At 37.6% G+C, this 17,615-nt stretch carries 15 protein-coding genes and 1 tRNA gene; all 16 read right to left on the bottom strand.

Annotated elements, in window-relative coordinates; genetic code table 11:
* Positions 1 to 1,189 precede the first annotated feature (1,189 nt).
* The 16 genes from ACEN2N_RS13965 to ACEN2N_RS13890 all read right to left on the bottom strand — a co-directional run bounded on the left by ACEN2N_RS13965 (position 1,190) and on the right by ACEN2N_RS13890 (position 17,520).
* The gene (locus tag ACEN2N_RS13965) at positions 1,190 to 1,429 is read right to left on the bottom strand and encodes a GIY-YIG nuclease family protein (RefSeq protein WP_441824898.1); all 240 of its coding nucleotides are present in this window, start codon (positions 1,427 to 1,429) and stop codon (positions 1,190 to 1,192) included.
* Positions 1,430 to 1,479: 50 nt separating this feature from the next.
* Positions 1,480 to 1,553 (bottom strand) — tRNA-Arg (locus ACEN2N_RS13960).
* 31 nt (positions 1,554 to 1,584) lie between these two features.
* Positions 1,585 to 2,028 (bottom strand): GatB/YqeY domain-containing protein, encoded by a 444-nt coding sequence (locus tag ACEN2N_RS13955; protein WP_424002085.1) that lies wholly within the window; start codon positions 2,026 to 2,028, stop codon positions 1,585 to 1,587.
* 88 nt (positions 2,029 to 2,116) lie between these two features.
* Entirely contained in the window at positions 2,117 to 4,030 is a 1,914-nt protein-coding gene (ftsZ, locus tag ACEN2N_RS13950; RefSeq protein ID WP_441824897.1) for a cell division protein FtsZ, read from the bottom strand.
* A gap of 43 nt (positions 4,031 to 4,073) precedes the next feature.
* Positions 4,074 to 5,417 carry a cell division protein FtsA gene (ftsA, locus tag ACEN2N_RS13945; RefSeq protein WP_133685521.1) on the bottom strand — a complete coding sequence of 448 codons (1,344 nt, stop codon included), beginning with the start codon at positions 5,415 to 5,417 and terminating at the stop codon, positions 4,074 to 4,076.
* A gap of 6 nt (positions 5,418 to 5,423) precedes the next feature.
* Entirely contained in the window at positions 5,424 to 6,143 is a 720-nt protein-coding gene (locus ACEN2N_RS13940) for a cell division protein FtsQ/DivIB (RefSeq protein WP_441824896.1), read from the bottom strand.
* Positions 6,133 to 7,488 (bottom strand): UDP-N-acetylmuramate--L-alanine ligase, encoded by a 1,356-nt coding sequence (murC, locus tag ACEN2N_RS13935; RefSeq protein WP_441824895.1) that lies wholly within the window; start codon positions 7,486 to 7,488, stop codon positions 6,133 to 6,135. Before murC ends, ACEN2N_RS13940 begins: the two co-directional genes overlap by 11 nt.
* A gap of 1 nt (position 7,489) precedes the next feature.
* On the bottom strand, positions 7,490 to 8,578 hold the full coding sequence (gene murG / locus ACEN2N_RS13930; RefSeq protein ID WP_441824894.1) for an undecaprenyldiphospho-muramoylpentapeptide beta-N-acetylglucosaminyltransferase: 1,089 nt from the start codon (positions 8,576 to 8,578) through the stop codon (positions 7,490 to 7,492).
* Complete coding sequence (locus tag ACEN2N_RS13925) at positions 8,565 to 9,773, bottom strand: FtsW/RodA/SpoVE family cell cycle protein (protein ID WP_441824893.1); 1,209 nt, start codon at positions 9,771 to 9,773, stop codon at positions 8,565 to 8,567. Before ACEN2N_RS13925 ends, murG begins: the two co-directional genes overlap by 14 nt.
* Position 9,774: 1 nt before the next feature.
* Positions 9,775 to 11,109, bottom strand: a complete 1,335-nt coding sequence (gene murD, locus ACEN2N_RS13920) for a UDP-N-acetylmuramoyl-L-alanine--D-glutamate ligase (protein ID WP_441824892.1) — start codon at positions 11,107 to 11,109, stop codon at positions 9,775 to 9,777.
* On the bottom strand, positions 11,109 to 12,329 hold the full coding sequence (gene mraY, locus ACEN2N_RS13915) for a phospho-N-acetylmuramoyl-pentapeptide-transferase (RefSeq protein ID WP_441824891.1): 1,221 nt from the start codon (positions 12,327 to 12,329) through the stop codon (positions 11,109 to 11,111). Before mraY ends, murD begins: the two co-directional genes overlap by 1 nt.
* A gap of 31 nt (positions 12,330 to 12,360) precedes the next feature.
* Positions 12,361 to 13,824 (bottom strand): UDP-N-acetylmuramoyl-L-alanyl-D-glutamate--2,6-diaminopimelate ligase, encoded by a 1,464-nt coding sequence (locus ACEN2N_RS13910; protein ID WP_441824890.1) that lies wholly within the window; start codon positions 13,822 to 13,824, stop codon positions 12,361 to 12,363.
* Positions 13,821 to 15,827: a penicillin-binding protein gene (locus ACEN2N_RS13905; RefSeq protein ID WP_441824889.1), complete on the bottom strand. Its 2,007-nt coding sequence runs from the start codon at positions 15,825 to 15,827 to the stop codon at positions 13,821 to 13,823. Before ACEN2N_RS13905 ends, ACEN2N_RS13910 begins: the two co-directional genes overlap by 4 nt.
* A complete protein-coding gene (locus tag ACEN2N_RS13900; RefSeq protein WP_133685551.1) occupies positions 15,827 to 16,153 on the bottom strand; it encodes an FtsL-like putative cell division protein in 327 nt (108 codons plus the stop codon). Before ACEN2N_RS13900 ends, ACEN2N_RS13905 begins: the two co-directional genes overlap by 1 nt.
* Position 16,154: 1 nt before the next feature.
* Positions 16,155 to 17,057, bottom strand: coding sequence for a 16S rRNA (cytosine(1402)-N(4))-methyltransferase RsmH (rsmH, locus tag ACEN2N_RS13895; RefSeq protein ID WP_441824888.1), 903 nt, complete (start codon positions 17,055 to 17,057; stop codon positions 16,155 to 16,157).
* The gene (locus tag ACEN2N_RS13890) at positions 17,047 to 17,520 is read right to left on the bottom strand and encodes a division/cell wall cluster transcriptional repressor MraZ (protein ID WP_133685530.1); all 474 of its coding nucleotides are present in this window, start codon (positions 17,518 to 17,520) and stop codon (positions 17,047 to 17,049) included. Before ACEN2N_RS13890 ends, rsmH begins: the two co-directional genes overlap by 11 nt.
* Positions 17,521 to 17,615 lie beyond the last annotated feature (95 nt).

The following is a 17,615-nucleotide window of genomic DNA, read 5'->3' as shown; positions in this document are numbered from 1 at the left end:
CTTAATTCTTGTTCCTCTCGTTCAGGTCTTCACCCGAACTCGATTCTTATCTCCACAATATTTCAATGAACTTCTATCCACTCCGCATTAAATCTCTCGATTTCTTTGCTTCGTTTCCCTTAGGTGTTTCCCTAAGCGGCTGCAAATATACAACTGTTTTTTAACCTGACAACTTTTATCGAAAAAAAATGTTTTTCTTTTTTCTCCCAGACCTAATCAACATATATATGAACCTTTTTCCAACGCCCGATTCAGATATTATCCTCACCGTTTGCGGGGTGCAAATGTACACACTATTCTTAACTACACAACACTTTTTTAAATAAAATAAACAAAGTTTTTTAACCGCTCACTAACTGCATGATTTACCGAGGGTTAGGAATGACGAAAAACACATAAAAATCAAACAACAATGATTATCATAATACACAATACACTTACCAACGATTAAACTGGTTTTTGATTCTGATATTAAAACTGCAACAGAAACCCTAATAAGTGGTTTCAGCTTGTCATAATGTTAGATTTAAGACATAGAAAATATTGGAAACAGCGCATGATTGCATGTCAAAATTCAGATTTCAACTTCAAATATGTCTAGAAACTTATTTGGAAGTAATTGATTCTAAATATTACTCCTATATAGAGTATGGATTTCTTGTTATTAAACAAGATTGTAATCACATTACAACCTCATATCGTCAGTTATAATTTTCACTTAAAAATTGCTTCTGTCGCTATAAGATATAAATATTACCACCTATATTATATATAAAGTAAAAATTGAATTGATATATATTGTGTTATTAAGCAGGTTTGAAGCTTATACATTCAATAAATCTCTCAAAAACTCACGCCCAACACCTGATTTAAAATATTTCTCCTTATTACGTGCTTACAACCTTGTTTCAAATTCTTCTGAATACAATAAGACCCAAGGAAGAAATCCTTAAGTAGATTTATTCCTCCCTCAATTATGTTGTTCTATTATTTTCTGAAGATCATTGGTCATTCCTTTATAAAGACGCCCATCCACTTCACTTCTTAAAACATAATCATGATACATAACTTAAAATAAAAAAGGTCTTGCAAATGCAAGACCTTAATTTAAAAGTGTGACCTCGAAGGGATTCAAACCCCCAACCCTCAGAGCCGAAACCTGCCTGCCGGCAGGCAGGTCTGATGCTTATTAATTCAATAAATTTCTCAAAAACTCACGCCCAACACCTGATTTAAAATATTTCTCCTTATTACGTGCCTCTAACCTTGTTTCAAATTCTTCTGAATACATTAAGACCCAAGGAAGAAATCCTTTAGTAGATTTATTCCTCCCTAAATTATGTTGTTCTATTCTTTTCTGAAGATCATTGGTCATTCCTTTATAAAGACGCCCATCCACTTCACTTCTTAAAACATAAACGTGATACATAACTTAAAATAAAAAAGGTCTTGCAAATGCAAAACCTTAATTTAAAAGTGTGACCTCGAAGGGATTCAAACCCCCAACCCTCAGAGCCGAAATCTGATGCGCTATTCAGTTGCGCCACGAGGCCATTATTTATTTAGCAATTAGCAAGCACTTACTTATGCTAATTTCTTTTTTACTATTGTAGATATCAATTTACCGTCTGCTTGACCGGCTAATTCTTTAGAAACGATTCCCATAACTTTTCCCATATCCTTCATACCTGAAGCACCTATAGCATCTATAGTTTGTACAACAACTTTTTCTACTTCTTCTTCCGTAAGTTGTTCTGGCAAAAATTTCTCGATAACTGCAATCTGAGCTAGTTCTGGATCAGCAAGATCTTGTCTACCCTGCTCCGTAAAAATTGCAGCACTATCTTTACGCTGTTTTACCAACTTTTGAACAATCTGAATCTCATCATCTTCAGTAATTTCGCCAGCTCCACTTGTACTTGCTACCAACAATGCAGATTTAATAGCCCTAAGCGATTCTAGTGCTACTGAATCTTTTGCTTTCATAGCCAATTTCAACTGCTCCATTACTCTTTCCTGTAAACCCATTTGCTCTTTATTTTGGTCTGCGAAGATAAAAAATAAAACCCGAAAACTAACTTAGTTTTCGGGTTTTAAAATTATAGTAATCCTATTACTAATCTACATTATCATGTAAAAAAGAGTTATTAGAACGTAACTGAATATCATCATTACTATCGCCACTTAACGATGTTCTAGAAATCTTCTTTTCTCTAGGATTTTCGTTCAAATTAACACCTTGTCTTTGATATGCCGGCTTCTTTTCGTCATAACTGGTAGGTGCGTTATTTTTAAATTTATAGTTAAAATCTTTCAGTTTTCTTCTACGCTCATCAGCTCTATCTCTCAACAATTCCTCAATCGGAGTTTCCATTGGATCTAATTGCTCTTCTGGATGAATTTCTCTTCTTGGCGCTACTGTCTTTTTCTCGAAAATTAATTCATCTTCAATAACTTTTGGCTCATATTCTTCTGCCTTAGACCTTGCACCTGTCAATTTACTTTCTAGTTGCATGTAGTCATCTAAGCTATAGCGCTTTTCACCATTCTTATTATACTCTAATACCGGCACAATTTCGATACTATCGTTAACATCTATATCTTTTACTTCATCATGTAAATCGAACATGATTACATTTTCCTTTTCTTCTTCATCTCTAGCAGATGATTCGAAATTTATTGAAAATTCATCTTCTTCATCTTCAATTCTTAATACTTCTGGCTCTACGACTTCGATATTTCGAAAAGATGACGGTGCATCTACGATTACAAAATCTTCTTCAGATACATTTTCCGCCAATACTTCCTCATAAAAAACATTGAAATTTTTAATATAGTTCGTTGTAGGTATCAAGTCAAAATCTGCTTCCTCAACGAACTCATACTTTTTTACGGGTTTGACTTGTTTTACCTCCTCTTCCTCCTCGTCCATTTCTAAAGTATGAACAGTTTTAGTATTAGATAACAACATTGCCTCGGCACGTTGCCCTTCTTCCAAAGTATGAATGATTTTTTTTGATTCGGTATTTACAATATCATCTTGTTGCTCAATATTAAAACCAGTAGCAATTACCGTTACGGCAATAGCCTCACCTAAGCTTTCGTCTTCACCAACACCCATTATAATGTTTGCACCATAACCAGCTTCGATTTGAATATGATCGTTGATCTCACCTATTTCATCAATAGTAATTTCTTGCGAACCAGAAACAATCAATAACAATACGTTTTTAGCTCCTTGTATTTTGTTATCGTTCAATAACGGAGAATCTAATGCTTTCATGATTGCCTCATTAGCTCTTGCCGAACCAGATGAAATAGCAGAACCCATTATAGCAGTACCGCTATTGGATAATACAGTTTTGGCGTCACGTAAATCTATGTTTTGTGTATAGTGATGTGTTATAACTTCTGCAATACCTCTAGCAGCAGTTGCTAAAACTTCATCAGCTTTAGAGAAACCGGCTTTAAAACCAAGGTTACCATAAACCTCTCTTAATTTATTGTTATTGATAACGATTAACGAATCTACATTTTTGCGTAATTTTTCGATACCTCGTTGTGCTTGCTCAACCCGCATTTTACCTTCGAATTGAAACGGCATAGTAACGATCCCTACAGTAAGAACATCCATTTCTTTAGCAAACTTAGCAATTACGGGAGCAGCACCAGTTCCTGTTCCCCCGCCCATACCAGCAGTAATGAAGATCATTTTCGTAGTTGTATCCAACATACTTTTAATTTCTTCCATACTCTCCATGGCAGCCTGTTCACCTACTTCAGGATTGGCACCAGCCCCCAAACCTTCTGTCAATGATACACCTAATTGTATTTTGTTAGGCACAGGACTATTATCTAGGGCCTGAGAATCTGTATTACAGATTACAAAATCAACTCCGTTAATTCCTGCTTGGAACATGTGATTAATGGCATTACTACCACCGCCACCTACACCAATGACCTTTATAACGTTGCTTTGATTCTTTGGTAGATCAAAGGAGATATTATCAAATTCGATGTTCTTGCTCATATTCTAATTATTACTGGTTATGTATTCTCTTATGCTATGCTTATTACTCTGCGTTATCTAAAAATTCTTTCAACTTTTCAGACCACTTGTCAAAAACAGATTTTCTTTCTTTATGTAGGTTCGGGCGTGCTATAGCTTCTGTTTCACGTTCTGCGTATACCAATTCCTCTTCCTGTTCTTGCTCTACTTCTTGTATAATTTCTTCTTGCGTCAACTTCAACTTTTCTTGGTTTTTAATGGCATTCATTAAAAGACCTACAGCTGTTGCGTATAACGGACTTGCGACTTCTTCGTCAGAATCACCTGCCAAATGTTCGTTCGGGTACCCTATACGAGTATCCATACCTGTTATATATTCAACTAACTGCTTTAAATGCTTCAACTGGCTTCCACCACCTGTTAACACTATACCTGCAATTAATTTCTTCTTTTGCTCTTCGTGACCGTAGTTTTTGATTTCAACATAAACTTGCTCTATAATCTCAACTACACGTGCATGAATTATTTTAGAAAGGTTTTTCAAAGAGATTTCTTTTGGCTCTCTACCACGTAAACCTGGTATAGATACAATCTCATTATCTCTATTTTCTCCTGGCCATGCAGAACCAAACCTAGTTTTCAACAACTCTGCCTGTTTCTCTATAATTGAACAACCTTCCTTAATATCTTCTGTGATTACCCCACCACCAAAAGGTATTACAGCAGTATGCCTAATAATACCATCTTTAAAAATAGCCAGATCAGTTGTACCACCACCTATATCTATCAGTGCTACACCTGCTTCTTTTTCTTCTTGACTTAACACAGCGTCTGATGATGCTAATGGCTCTAGTGTTATGTTTCCTAAATCTAACCCTGCACTTTTAATGCAACGACCTACATTCTTAATAGAAACTACCTGACCAACTACTACATGAAAGTTAGCCTCTAGCCTACCACCATACATACCAACAGGCTCGCGTATTTCAGCTTGCCCATCAACCTTGTATTCTTGTGGTAAAACATGAATAATTTCTTCACCTGGTAGCATAATCAATTTGTGCACTTGATTACATAGTAAGTCTACATCTTCATCTCCGATTACTTCTTCAGAATCTTTTCTGGTGATGTAATCGCTGTGCTGTAAACTTCTAATATGCTGCCCGGCAATACCAACAACAACAGATCCGATTTTAAGTCCAGAATTTGCTTCTGCCTCTTCGACCGCTTGTTGAATAGATTTTATAGTTTGTGTAATATTGTTTACTACACCTCTGTGTACACCTAAACTTTTGGACTTACCGATACCCAAAATCTCAATTTTACCATATTCGTTTTGTTTCCCGATTATGGCAACGATTTTCGTTGTTCCTATGTCTAAACCGACTGAATATTTAGTTTGTTCCATTTTCTATTATATTTTAGTGCACACCACCTGGTTATTGAATTCTAAACTTACTACCGCATAATCTTCTAAGGTCTGATCCTTGTTCGCTTTGGCATAAAACGCCTTAAAATTGCTGAACTTAGCTTCTAAATCTTCAATACCGCCTACGTTCACAACAAAATTGTTGAGCCTTAATCGCAATTGATATTCCTTCTCACTTTTGATATGAATACCGATTACCGATTCACGAAAAAAATCATCCTTATTCACATGTTCCAATATGACATAGACATCCTCAAGGCTTTTACCACTGATATTGCCTGTTATGATGGGAACTCTTGCTGAATGATTATTTGAAAAAGGCATCCTCTTTCCTTCATCATCCAAATAAAACTTTGTATCCCCCTCTATGCGTCCGATTGGTTTGCGTTGAACTATTTTTGACGTTAGCTCACCATCTATTGTTAGATAGACTTGGGCACTTTTTACCATTTCATTGGCCTCAAGGGCCTTTTCTACAGTATTCAAAACTATATTTTCTTTAGGGACATTTTTGAGACTACCGTAATTTTGTATTAACAATTTATTAACCGTCCCCTCTGTGAGGTACAAATTCTGATCCCCAACGAATTCTACCTTCATTCCCGAAACGTTCTTAGCGTTATTTCGTTCATTAGAAAACGCGTATAACCCCATGATTACCAGAACCAAAGCAGCTAACTTTATTAAATTCCAATTAACCTGCATACGACATTTCTTTTTTTATGTTTACCACTTCTAAACCTATATCTCCAGCTCCCATTGTTATTAAAACTTCTGGATTCTGTTTTTTTATCTCAAAAAGGATTTGTTCTTTCGAAATTAATTTTCTATTGGTATTCGTCATCTTTTCTAACAACCATGCTGAGTCAACACCTGCAATCGGTTCTTCTCTAGCCGGATAGATATCTAGTAACAATACATTTTCGAACTGCGATAAACTTTCTGCAAATGCATCTGCAAAATCTCGTGTTCTTGAGAACAAATGAGGCTGAAAAATTGCCAGTACTTTTTTATTCGGATGCATTTCCGAAACTGCTTCAAAAACGGCATTTATCTCTGTTGGATGATGCGCATAATCATCAATAAAAATAAAGTCTTCATTCTTAATTTGATATGAAAAACGCCTTTGAACACCCTTAAATGTCGCTAGTGCCTCAGCAAGGCGATGCGGCGGGGAACCTGCTTGCATCGCCATTGCGAAAGCTACCAAACCGTTCAACAAATTATGTCGCCCAGGTTTGTTGAATTCAACCCCTTCTAGTTTGAGGTCGGGGGTCTCCAAATCGAATATGTAGGTGCCATGTTCTATTTTTATGTTCCGGATGCAATAATCCGAATCGTCTTCTATACCATAGGTCAACCCTTCTAAAGGCAAACCATTACGAACAAATAATTTACCGCCTGGCTTTAAGCGTTTGGTAAAATCAACAAATGTTCTTTCCAATTCTTGCGCATCACCATAAATATCAAGGTGATCAGCATCCATTGACGTAACACAGGCTACATTAGGCGTTAACTGCATAAATGAACGATCAAATTCATCTGCTTCTACTACCGAATACTCTGTTCCTTCTAAAAGGAAATTGCTATTAAAATCTTCTGATATTCCACCTAAAAAAGCGGTCATTTTAACACCTGTTTCTTGAAGCAAATGCGCCAAAATACTTGAGGTCGTTGTTTTACCGTGTGTACCCGCAACTGCCAAGCAGAAAGAGTCTTTGGTTATTAAACCTAAAACCTCTGAGCGTTTTTTAATCGTAAAACCATTATTTAAAAAATACTGATACTCTGAATGTTTTGAAGGTACTGCCGGTGTATACACCACCAAAGTATGTTCTGCATCATTCTTATATTCTTGTGGCACTGCATCGATATCATCTGTATAGTGAATATCAATACCTGAACTTGCCAATTCTTTTGTTAGCGGACTCTCGGTTTTATCGTACCCGGCAACCGCTTTATTTATGAACGCAAAATAACGCGCCAAAGCAGACATACCTATGCCCCCTATGCCTATAAAATACACCCTATGTATTTGCGTTACGTTCATCTTATTTTATCAATTTTTCTATTTCATCGCAGATATCAGACGTGGCATTCGGTAATGCCAATGCCTTAATATTCTTTGATAATTCTTGTTGCTTTTCTGCAGAATTCAATACCGATTCGAATTCAGATTTAAATTTTTCGTCCAGCTCTTTTTCTCTAATCATAATCGCAGCCTCATGCCCAACCAACGACAATGCATTCATGGTCTGGTGATCTTCTGCTACCACTGGCGACGGAATAAAGAATGTTGGTTTACCTACCAAACACAATTCTGATACCGCACCCGCACCTGCTCTTGAAATAATGAAATCTGCCGCTGCATAGGCTTTATCCATAGAATTTAAAAAAGCATGCACTTTACTATTTACTGACTGATGCAATTTGTAGGTATCGTAATACCCTTTTCCACATTGCCATATTACCTGTAAGCCTAATGCTTCAAAATATTCTAAATGATCCGCCACCAATTGGTTGATGCGTCTAGCTCCTAAACTACCACCCAATACCAACAAAACTTTCTTATCGGCATTCAATTCAAAATACTGTAAAGCTTCATCTTTACTAGCTTTCAACTCCACCAAATCTGAACGTACAGGATTACCCGTTTTTACAATCTTATCTTTCGGAAAAAACTTCTCCATGCCATCGTAAGCCACACAGATTTTTTCCACTTTATCTTTTAATAGTTTATTAGTAATGCCTGCAAATGAATTTTGTTCTTGCAACACACATGGTATCCCTTTTACGGTTGCCATCTTTAACAACGGACCACTAGCAAAACCACCCGTACCAATTACGGCGTGTGGATTAAACTTCGATACGATGCTATTTGCTCTCATTAAACTACTTATCAATTTTATTGGAAACAGTAGATTTTTAAGGGTCAGTTTTCGCTGAATTCCTGTAATCCACAATCCTTCTATTTTATACCCTGCTTGTGGTACTTTCTCCATCTCCATTCTATCCTTGGCACCTACGAACAAAAACTCAGCATCAGGATACCTCCTTTTCAGTTCGTTCGCTATAGCTATGGCAGGATAAATATGTCCGCCAGTACCTCCTCCTGATAAAATGAACCTATAATTGCCCACTTAAAATCTCTAAAGGGTTCGTTTCATCCATATCAATATCATTGCCAGAAGCACTCTCCTGAGCTATACTTTTATTACTTGCACTTAATATGATGCCTATCGCCAAACAGGTCATCCAACTTGATGTTCCTCCACTACTGATCAATGGTAAATTCTGACCTGTTACCGGAAACAACTCCACAGCTACCGCCATATTGATCAATGCTTGAAATACAATAGGCAAACCAACCCCCAGCACTAACAACTTACTAAAGACCGATGCGCAACCATTGGCAACTACCACTATTCTAAAGAGCAGAAACAAATAATACAACATGAGGATAAATCCTCCTATTAAACCATATTCCTCCACTATAATCGCATAAATAAAATCTGATGAACTCTGTGGTAAAAAGTTCTTCTGCACACTTTTACCTGCTCCTTTACCCATTACTCCGCCAGTAGCTATCGCTATTTTTGCTCTTTCAATTTGATAGGAGCCTTCGGTATCTTTAGGATTGGAGAAGCTATCTATACGGCTCATCCAAGTATCTACCCTATTCGGAAATAAATCTGGAAAAGCTTTGGCCGTTAATACGAAAATGGTCAGAAATAACATGCCCGCCCCAACAATGCCTAACAGGTATTTCATAGGATATCCTCCTAAAAAACACAACACCATAACCATGGCAAATACAATAGCAGCGGTAGAAAAGTTCGCCGGTAAAATAAGTGCTACCACCAAGAAAACTGGGAGCCATAAAGGCAATATGCTTTCTTTAAATGTTATTTTGATTTCTCTTACTTTAGAAAAATACCGTGCTACATATATCATTAATACTACTGCCGCCAAATTCGAGGGCTGAAAACCGAAACCTACCAATGGTAAACGGATCCAACGACTATCATTGGTACCACCACCAGAGGTGCCTTGTGCCAAAACGAATATGAGTAATACCAATACTATTGGCAGGGCAATCATTGAAAGCCCTTTAAAAAAGTGTGTCGGTATTTTATGTACCCCATAAATAATTCCAAAGCCTAAAAACAACAGTATGGCATGTTTTACCAAGTGCCCCACTGGGGTACCGTTACCTACTACATATACCAAATTACTACTGGCACTATAGACTGGCAAAAATGAAAATAACGCCAAAAGTGCCGCAATGGCCCAAATGGCTTTATCTCCTTTTATATTTTGGAATATGTTCAACACCTTATAGGTTTTTTACACAGTTCTTAAATTGATCTCCGCGATCTTCATAATTCTTAAACAAATCGAAACTTGCACATGCTGGTGATAACAAAACAGTATCGCCACGTTCTGCTATTTTATAAGCAACTTTCACTGCTTCATCCATTGCGTATGTTTCTACCAACAGATCCACCGCATTACCGAATACATGCTTTATTTTTTCATTATCCTCTCCCAAGCAAATAATTGCTTTTACTTTCTCTCGTACCAAAGGCATTAACTCCATGTACTCATTGCCCTTGTCTACACCACCTACGATCCATACAGTAGGGGTTTTCATGCTATCTAATGCGTAATAAGCAGCGTTTACGTTCGTTGCCTTTGAGTCATTGATATATTCAACATGATGTATCTTTAACACCTTCTCCAAACGGTGGGGAGCCCCTTGAAAATTAGAAACACAGGCTCTTATGGTCTCCTTACGGATGCCAACTAATTTTGCAATTGTTGCCGCTGCCATTGTGTTCTTTACATTGTGCTGACCTTCTAAGGCCAAAGTGTCTTTAATCATGCTAATAGTGTCTGTTGTTGTTTTTATTATTATCTCGTTTTGTTCTATAAATGCGCCTTGTTCAAATACTTTGTTCAGTGAAAAAGGCATTAATTTTGACCTGACCGGGTTTTTGTTCAACCATTCTACCAAAACGGTATCATCTGCATCATAAATCAAATAATCGTTTTCGTCTTGGTTTTTTGCTATTCTAAATTTTGATGCGATGTAATTTTCAAACTCATAATTGTACCGATCTAAATGATCTGGCGTAATATTCGTAATCACGGCTATGTGCGGTTTAAAATCTACAATACCGTCTAGTTGAAAACTACTGATCTCGAGCACGTAATACTCAAAATCATTCTCTGCAACCATTTTCGCATAACTATCACCTATGTTACCCGCCATACCTACATGTAATCCGGCATTTGCCAGAATATGGTTGGTTAACATGGTAGTGGTTGTTTTACCGTTGCTTCCCGTTATACCAATTATTTTGGCATCGGTATATTTTGATGCAAATTCTATTTCTGATATTACAGGAATGCCTTTCGCCACCAACTGTTTCACCAATGGTACTTTGTCTGGTATACCCGGACTCTTCATTACCAAATCGGCTTTTAGTATGCGGTTTTCAGAATGCTGTTCTTCTTCCCAATCAATTCCAAAATGTTCAAGAACGTTTTTATACTTCTCTTTTATTTTTCCTTTTTCAGATACAAATACATCGTATCCTTTTTTCAATCCTAAAATGGCGGTTCCTACACCACTTTCTCCTCCGCCTATAACTACTAACAGTGCCATTATCTAATTTTTAAAGTCACTATAGTTACAATGGCCAATAGTATTCCAACAATCCAAAAACGGGTTACGATCTTACTCTCGTGGTATCCCATTTTCTGATAATGGTGATGTAATGGCGACATTAAAAAAATACGTCTGCCCTCTCCAAATTTTTTCTTTGTGTATTTGAAATATCCTACTTGCATCATTACTGAAAGCGACTCGGCAAAGAAGATTCCGCATAACACGGGAATCAATAATTCTTTACGTACTATAATTGCTATAACTGCAATAACACCACCTATGGTTAAACTCCCCGTATCCCCCATAAATACTTGTGCCGGGAAAGCATTGTACCATAAAAACCCGATCAAGGCACCTACAAAGGCGGTAATGAATACCAACAATTCACCTACTCGTGGTATATACATAATATCTAAATAATCAGAGAATATGATATTACCAGATACCAGGGCGAATATGCCCAGCGTAAATACTATTATTGCCGATGTACCTGCCGCAAGGCCATCTATACCATCGGTTAAATTTGCGCCATTCGATACTGCAGTCACGATTAGAATAATAACCGGTATAAACAATAACCACGCATAATCTTTTGCATCATCACCTGCCCATGCTATTAAACTCTCATAATCAAACTCATTGTTTTTAAAGAAAGGAACCGTTGTCATGGTCGACTTTATCTCCTCTCCTTTTACCTGCTCTACGGTGTACGCTTGCGTAATTATTGTTTTGTCGTGATCACGCATGGTTACCTCTGGGTGAAAATAAAGTACTGCACCTACGATAAGCCCTAATACAACTTGACCTAATACCTTAAACTTACCTTTTAGACCTTCTTTGTTCTTTTTGAAAACTTTGATGTAATCGTCTAAAAAGCCGATTGCCCCCATCCACAGCATGGTGAATATCAACAACATGATATATATATTTTCTAATCTTGCGAAAAGTAATACCGGTATTAAGGTGGACATGATAATAATAACACCGCCCATTGTTGGCGTACCTGCTTTTTGCTTTTGACCATCTAAACCTAAATCGCGAATCGTTTCGCCTACTTGTTGTTTTTGTAGAAAAAGAATAACACGCTTACCGTATACTGTCGCAATCATTAGCGAAAACAGTATAGCCATTGCCGCACGGAATGTGCTGAACTGAAACAGTGACGCTCCAGGCAACTGGTATTGTTTTTCTAAATATTCGAACAGGTAGGTTAACATATAATCTGTATTCTTTGCTACTAAGCCTTGGTTATTTATCTAAGCTATTTAAAAGCTCTTTTACTATTTTAAAATCGTCGAAATCGATACGTACACCGTTGGTTTCTTGATAGGTCTCATGACCTTTACCGGCAATTAATATGATGTCGTTATCGTTTGCCAGTTGACATGCCGTTTTAATGGCTTGCTCCCTATTTTCAATAGACAATATTTTCTTTACATTCTGTGGCTCTACGCCTGCCTCTATCTCTGCAATAATCTCAGTTGGGGACTCGGTACGAGGATTATCAGAAGTGAAAATAATTTTATTACTCAATTCTGATGCGATATTACCCATTACCGGACGCTTTGATCTGTCTCTATCGCCACCACACCCCACAACGGTGATGACGTTTTCATTTCCAGTTCTCAACGTGTTGATTGTCTCAAGCACATTTTTTAGGGCGTCCGGCGTATGGGCATAATCAACTATTGCCGTAATTTTTTTCTTTGATATGTAATATTGAAACCTACCGTCTACATTTTCCAACTCGCTCAATAAGCGTAGGGTTTCTAATTGCTCCAATCCTAATAAATCTGCCGTTGCATAAATTGCCAGCATATTATACGCATTGAAATGACCTATTAATCTTGTCCACAATTCATGGTCATTGATTTTCAACAACTGACCGTCGAACTGATTTTCTAAAATCTGCGCTCTGTAATCTGCATAATTCTTTAAGGCATAGGTCGCTTTTGTTGCCTTCGTATTTTGCAACATTACCAACCCATTTTTATCATCGATATTGGTCAATGCAAATGCCGTTTTTGGCAACTGATCGAATAATATTTTCTTGGTATCGCGATACTCGGCGAATGTTTTATGGTAGTCTAGGTGATCGTGAGACAGATTCGTAAAAATCGCACCTTCGAATACTAAACCTTCTGTTCTTTTTTGATGAATACCATGAGAACTTACCTCCATAAAGCAAAACTCTACACCGGCATCGTTCATCATCTTCAGATGCTTATTGATTACCAATGCATCGGGAGTGGTATGTTTTGTTGGTAATTCAGTATCATCGACCATAATTTTAATGGTAGATAACAAGCCTACTTTGTAGCCTGCTTTTTTGAATAACTGATATAATAAACTAGATACCGTTGTTTTACCATTAGTACCCGTTACCCCTACTAATTTTAAGTTCTTAGATGGCGTACCATAGTAATTAGAAGCCATCAATGCCAAGGCCTGATTACCGCTTTCTACTTCTACATAGGTAACATCATCTTTCATATCTACAGGCAATTGCTCGCAAATAATTGCTCTTGCACCTGCTGCCACGACTGCATCTATATATTTATGACCATCGGTCAATGTGCCTTTTATAGCAACAAAGGCATCACCTTTTTGCACTTCGCGAGAATCGAAACGTACTGATGCTATATCGCAAGAGGTTGTACCGCTAACAGCAGTAATACGCACTCCATATAATATGTCCTTTAAATGCATCATATTAATTCTAACACTATTTTTTTCACCGAGCTTAAATCGGTGCCTTTAGAAATTGACTGGTTCTTCACCTTACCGTTTCCTTTTACTTCTACTTCAATACCTAAATTTTCAAGAATCGCAACGGCATCCATACCACACATACCTTTTACATTTGGCATTGATGAATATTTTTGTTGTGCTACCTTATAGTACCCTTGGTGCGAATCTTCATTTTTAGCGATCAACACATCTTTTACATCTACCTCGCTTGTTAATGGCGATGTAGCATATACTTTTTGTGCTACAGATTTAAATACGGGACCAGATACATCGGCACCATAATACCCCACACTTTTGTCTGGCTTATGAATAACCACGATACAGGAGTACTTCGGATTGTCTGCCGGAAAATAGCCTGCGAACGAAGAAATATATTCGTATTTCGATCTATCTCTAGATACGTAGTTCGTTTGCGTAGTACCCGTTTTACCTGCCATAGAAAAGTTTTTAGAGTACATACCATGACCGGTACCGTGCTCTTTCTCTACTACATTCTTTAATATCTGTTGTACTTTTTTAACCGTTGACTGAGAACAAATTGCAGGGTTCAAGACTTTTTTATCGAACTTCTCGATAGTCTTGTTCCACTCCTTCACTTCTTTCAGCAAACGTGGCTTTACCATTTCACCATCGTTCGCAATAGCATTATAGAATGCCAATGTTTGAAGCGGAGTTATAGAAACCTCGTACCCATATGCCATTTGCGCCAATGAAAGTCCTGACCACCCTTTATCGCCAGGGTACCGCAATACAGGTTTTCCTTCACCAAGAACTGGTAACCCCAATTCTTTATGAATACCCATACTCATTAACCTGTTCACATATTTTTCTGGATCGTTCTTATACCCATCATGTATCATTTTTGCGAATGCCACATTCGACGATACTTCAAAAGCTGTAGACATAGTAATTTTACCATGACCGCCACGCTTGGTATCTTTAATAGTATGCTTATATAATTTCCAAGCTCCTTTTTCTGTATCGATCACAGAACTGGTATCTATCACCTTATCTTCTAATGCAGCGACCAAATTCACCAACTTAAATGTAGAACCTGGCTCGTGCGATTCGCCAATGGCATAGTTTAAACGCTCGTAATATTTACCGTCTGCAGTCTGCCCTAAGTTCGATATTGCTTTTACCTCGCCCGTTTTTACCTCCATAACGATTACCGTACCGTGGTCTGCCTGATATTTTTCTAATTGGCCCAATAATGCATGATGGGCAATATCTTGTATATTAATGTCAATAGTAGAATACACATCATACCCATCTTTTGGTTCAATGATATTATCGTTACCGATCGGTTTCCACTGTCCCTTTGCGATTTTTTGCTTTAAACGTTTTCCAGAAATTCCTCTTAAGTATTGGCCAAAAGCACCTTCCATACCTACACGGGTGTAATATCCGTTCTCATCTACACGCTCATACCCAACACTACGCTCGGCAATTTTACCTAACGGATGCTCTCTTTTGGTATTCTGCTCAATGATCAATCCTCCTTTAAAAGCACCTTTATTAAACAGCGGAAATTGCTTTACCGCCATATATTCAGAATAGTCTAGGTTACGAACGATAAGTGCATACCTATTTTTATTCTCACGTGCCTTTCTTAGAATTTGCTGATAGTGAGAAGATGTTTTACCGAAATTCTTGGCTAAGGCATCTGCCAATGGTTTTACATTCGCTTTAAAATCTTCGTTAGATACCGTTACAGCATCAAAACGTATGGTGTATTTAGAAACCGATGTTGCCAAAAGACTACCATCGTCTGAATATAGATTACCTCTATTCGGCTCAATGGTGAACATACGCTCAGTACGCGTATCTGCCATTGCCTGATATTTTTCGCCGTCTACTACTTGTATAGATACCAGTTTAAACAAAACCGCACCTGCAAAAAGTACCATGAACCCGGCTACTACGTACAGTCTTTTTAATATGCTTTTATCTGTTGCCGCCATTAGTCCTCCGCATTTAAAGATTTCACCTTAATTTTCTGTGGGGGAGTTTCGGAAGGGAACAACCCTTTTGCCGAAATTTTACCGGTAATATTCGATTCTAATTTCAGCTGTTGCACATCTGATCGCATATCAACAAACTCGTTACGCAATTCTTTTACCTCTTCATTCAATAAAGCGATACGGTGTACTTTTTGATCGGCACTATGCGAGCTACTGATCATAACTGTTGCCAAAAAAGAAATGAAAATAATGAACAACCAATTTTTAGGGGCGTCACCGCTCACCAAAAATTTGCCCTTCAATAGGTCTAATACACCCGTTTTCATTTTATTTTTCGCCATTTCGCTCTGCTATCCTCAATTTTGCACTACGTGCCCTGTTATTCAATTTTATTTCTTCTCTGGTCGGTACTATCAATCCGCCAACCTTTTTCAACGGCACATCTATATTGCCGTAAAAATCTTTTTCTGGTTCTCCTTTAAACTGACCTGCTCTAATAAATCGCTTTACCAGCCTGTCTTCTAAAGAGTGGTAGCTAATAACACTTAGCCTACCTTTTTCATTCAATAATTCTGGCACTTGCTCTAAAAACTCTTTTATGACCTCGATCTCTTGATTCACCTCTATTCGAATCGCCTGATATATCTGTGCCAATATTTTATGCTGCCTATGCTCTGGTAAAAACTGCTTCAACGCTTCTTTCAATGCATCGGTAGTTTGTATCTGCCCTTCTTCTCTAGTTGCAACAATTACTTTTGCCATGGCGTTTGCGTTTCTAATATCGCCGTACTCGAACAACACTTTACGTAAATCGTCATATGAGTACTTGTTTACCACCTCAAAAGCCGATAATGTATTTCGCTTGCTCATTCGCATATCTAAATCTGCATCGAAACGGGTAGAGAACCCTCTTTCCGCTTGATCGAACTGATGCGATGAAACTCCGTAATCCGCAAGAATACCATCTACCTTCTTTATGCCATAGAACTTTAAAAACTGGGCGATGTATCTAAAATTTTCCGCTATCAGCGTAAATCTTGGATCACCTAATGTATTTGCCTGCGCATCTTCATCTTGATCAAAAGCATATAACCTGCCTTCTTTACCCAACCTTTTTAATATCTCTTTCGAATGACCACCACCGCCAAATGTTACGTCTACATACACGCCATCTTCTTTGATGTTTAAACCGTCTACCGATTCTTTCAGTAATACTGGGTTATGATACATCTCCACTTGGTTTTTCACCTAACATTACACGCTTGGCCAACTTTACTTTCTCTTCTTTTGTTGCACTTATAGATTCATCGTACGCTTTCTTATCCCAAATCTCTAATCGCTTACCTATTGGTGCTATCACCACTTCTTTAGATATGCCTGCCAATGAAATAATATCTTTTGGTATCAATAATCTACCGGTCGAGTCTACTTCTACTTGTCGCAACCCTGCCGTATACATTCTTATAAACTGTAGGTTCTCTTCATCGAACCTGCTTTTCTCGTTCAATTCTGCCATCACTCTGTGCCACTCATATGCCGGGTACAACTCCAAACACTCGCTCAAATATGATTTTTTAATGAAAAACCCATCTTTTAGGATCGGAGCCACTTGATTGCGCAGCGCAACTGGGAGCATAATTCGCCCCTTAGCATCAGCTTTACAGTTAAATGTCCCAAAGAAATAGATGTCCAAAATGGATGTGTTTTGTTTATATAACTCAAATATATAAATATTATTACCACATTTTACCACTAAAAACCACTTTGTTAATAAATTACCCCACTTTT

The sequence above is a fragment of the Maribacter spongiicola genome, assembly GCF_052119685.1.
Classification (GTDB): domain Bacteria; phylum Bacteroidota; class Bacteroidia; order Flavobacteriales; family Flavobacteriaceae; genus Maribacter; species Maribacter spongiicola_A.
The sequence above is the reverse complement of the archived record's forward strand: the minus strand, read 5'-3'. Positions and strand labels throughout refer to the sequence as shown.

What these genes read in the sequence shown, in the direction of transcription:
- ACEN2N_RS13965 (WP_441824898.1), bottom strand. Translation starts at nt 1,429, where the DNA reads ATGTATCACGTTTATGTTTTAAGAAGTGAAGTGGATGGGCGTCTTTAT.
- ACEN2N_RS13955 (WP_424002085.1), bottom strand. Translation starts at nt 2,028, where the DNA reads ATGGGTTTACAGGAAAGAGTAATGGAGCAGTTGAAATTGGCTATGAAA.
- ftsZ (WP_441824897.1), bottom strand. Translation starts at nt 4,030, where the DNA reads ATGAGCAAGAACATCGAATTTGATAATATCTCCTTTGATCTACCAAAG.
- ftsA (WP_133685521.1), bottom strand. Translation starts at nt 5,417, where the DNA reads ATGGAACAAACTAAATATTCAGTCGGTTTAGACATAGGAACAACGAAA.
- ACEN2N_RS13940 (WP_441824896.1), bottom strand. Translation starts at nt 6,143, where the DNA reads ATGCAGGTTAATTGGAATTTAATAAAGTTAGCTGCTTTGGTTCTGGTA.
- murC (WP_441824895.1), bottom strand. Translation starts at nt 7,488, where the DNA reads ATGAACGTAACGCAAATACATAGGGTGTATTTTATAGGCATAGGGGGC.
- murD (WP_441824892.1), bottom strand. Translation starts at nt 11,109, where the DNA reads ATGGCACTGTTAGTAGTTATAGGCGGAGGAGAAAGTGGTGTAGGAACC.
- mraY (WP_441824891.1), bottom strand. Translation starts at nt 12,329, where the DNA reads ATGTTAACCTACCTGTTCGAATATTTAGAAAAACAATACCAGTTGCCT.
- ACEN2N_RS13910 (WP_441824890.1), bottom strand. Translation starts at nt 13,824, where the DNA reads ATGATGCATTTAAAGGACATATTATATGGAGTGCGTATTACTGCTGTT.
- ACEN2N_RS13905 (WP_441824889.1), bottom strand. Translation starts at nt 15,827, where the DNA reads ATGGCGGCAACAGATAAAAGCATATTAAAAAGACTGTACGTAGTAGCC.
- ACEN2N_RS13900 (WP_133685551.1), bottom strand. Translation starts at nt 16,153, where the DNA reads ATGAAAACGGGTGTATTAGACCTATTGAAGGGCAAATTTTTGGTGAGC.
- rsmH (WP_441824888.1), bottom strand. Translation starts at nt 17,057, where the DNA reads ATGTATCATAACCCAGTATTACTGAAAGAATCGGTAGACGGTTTAAAC.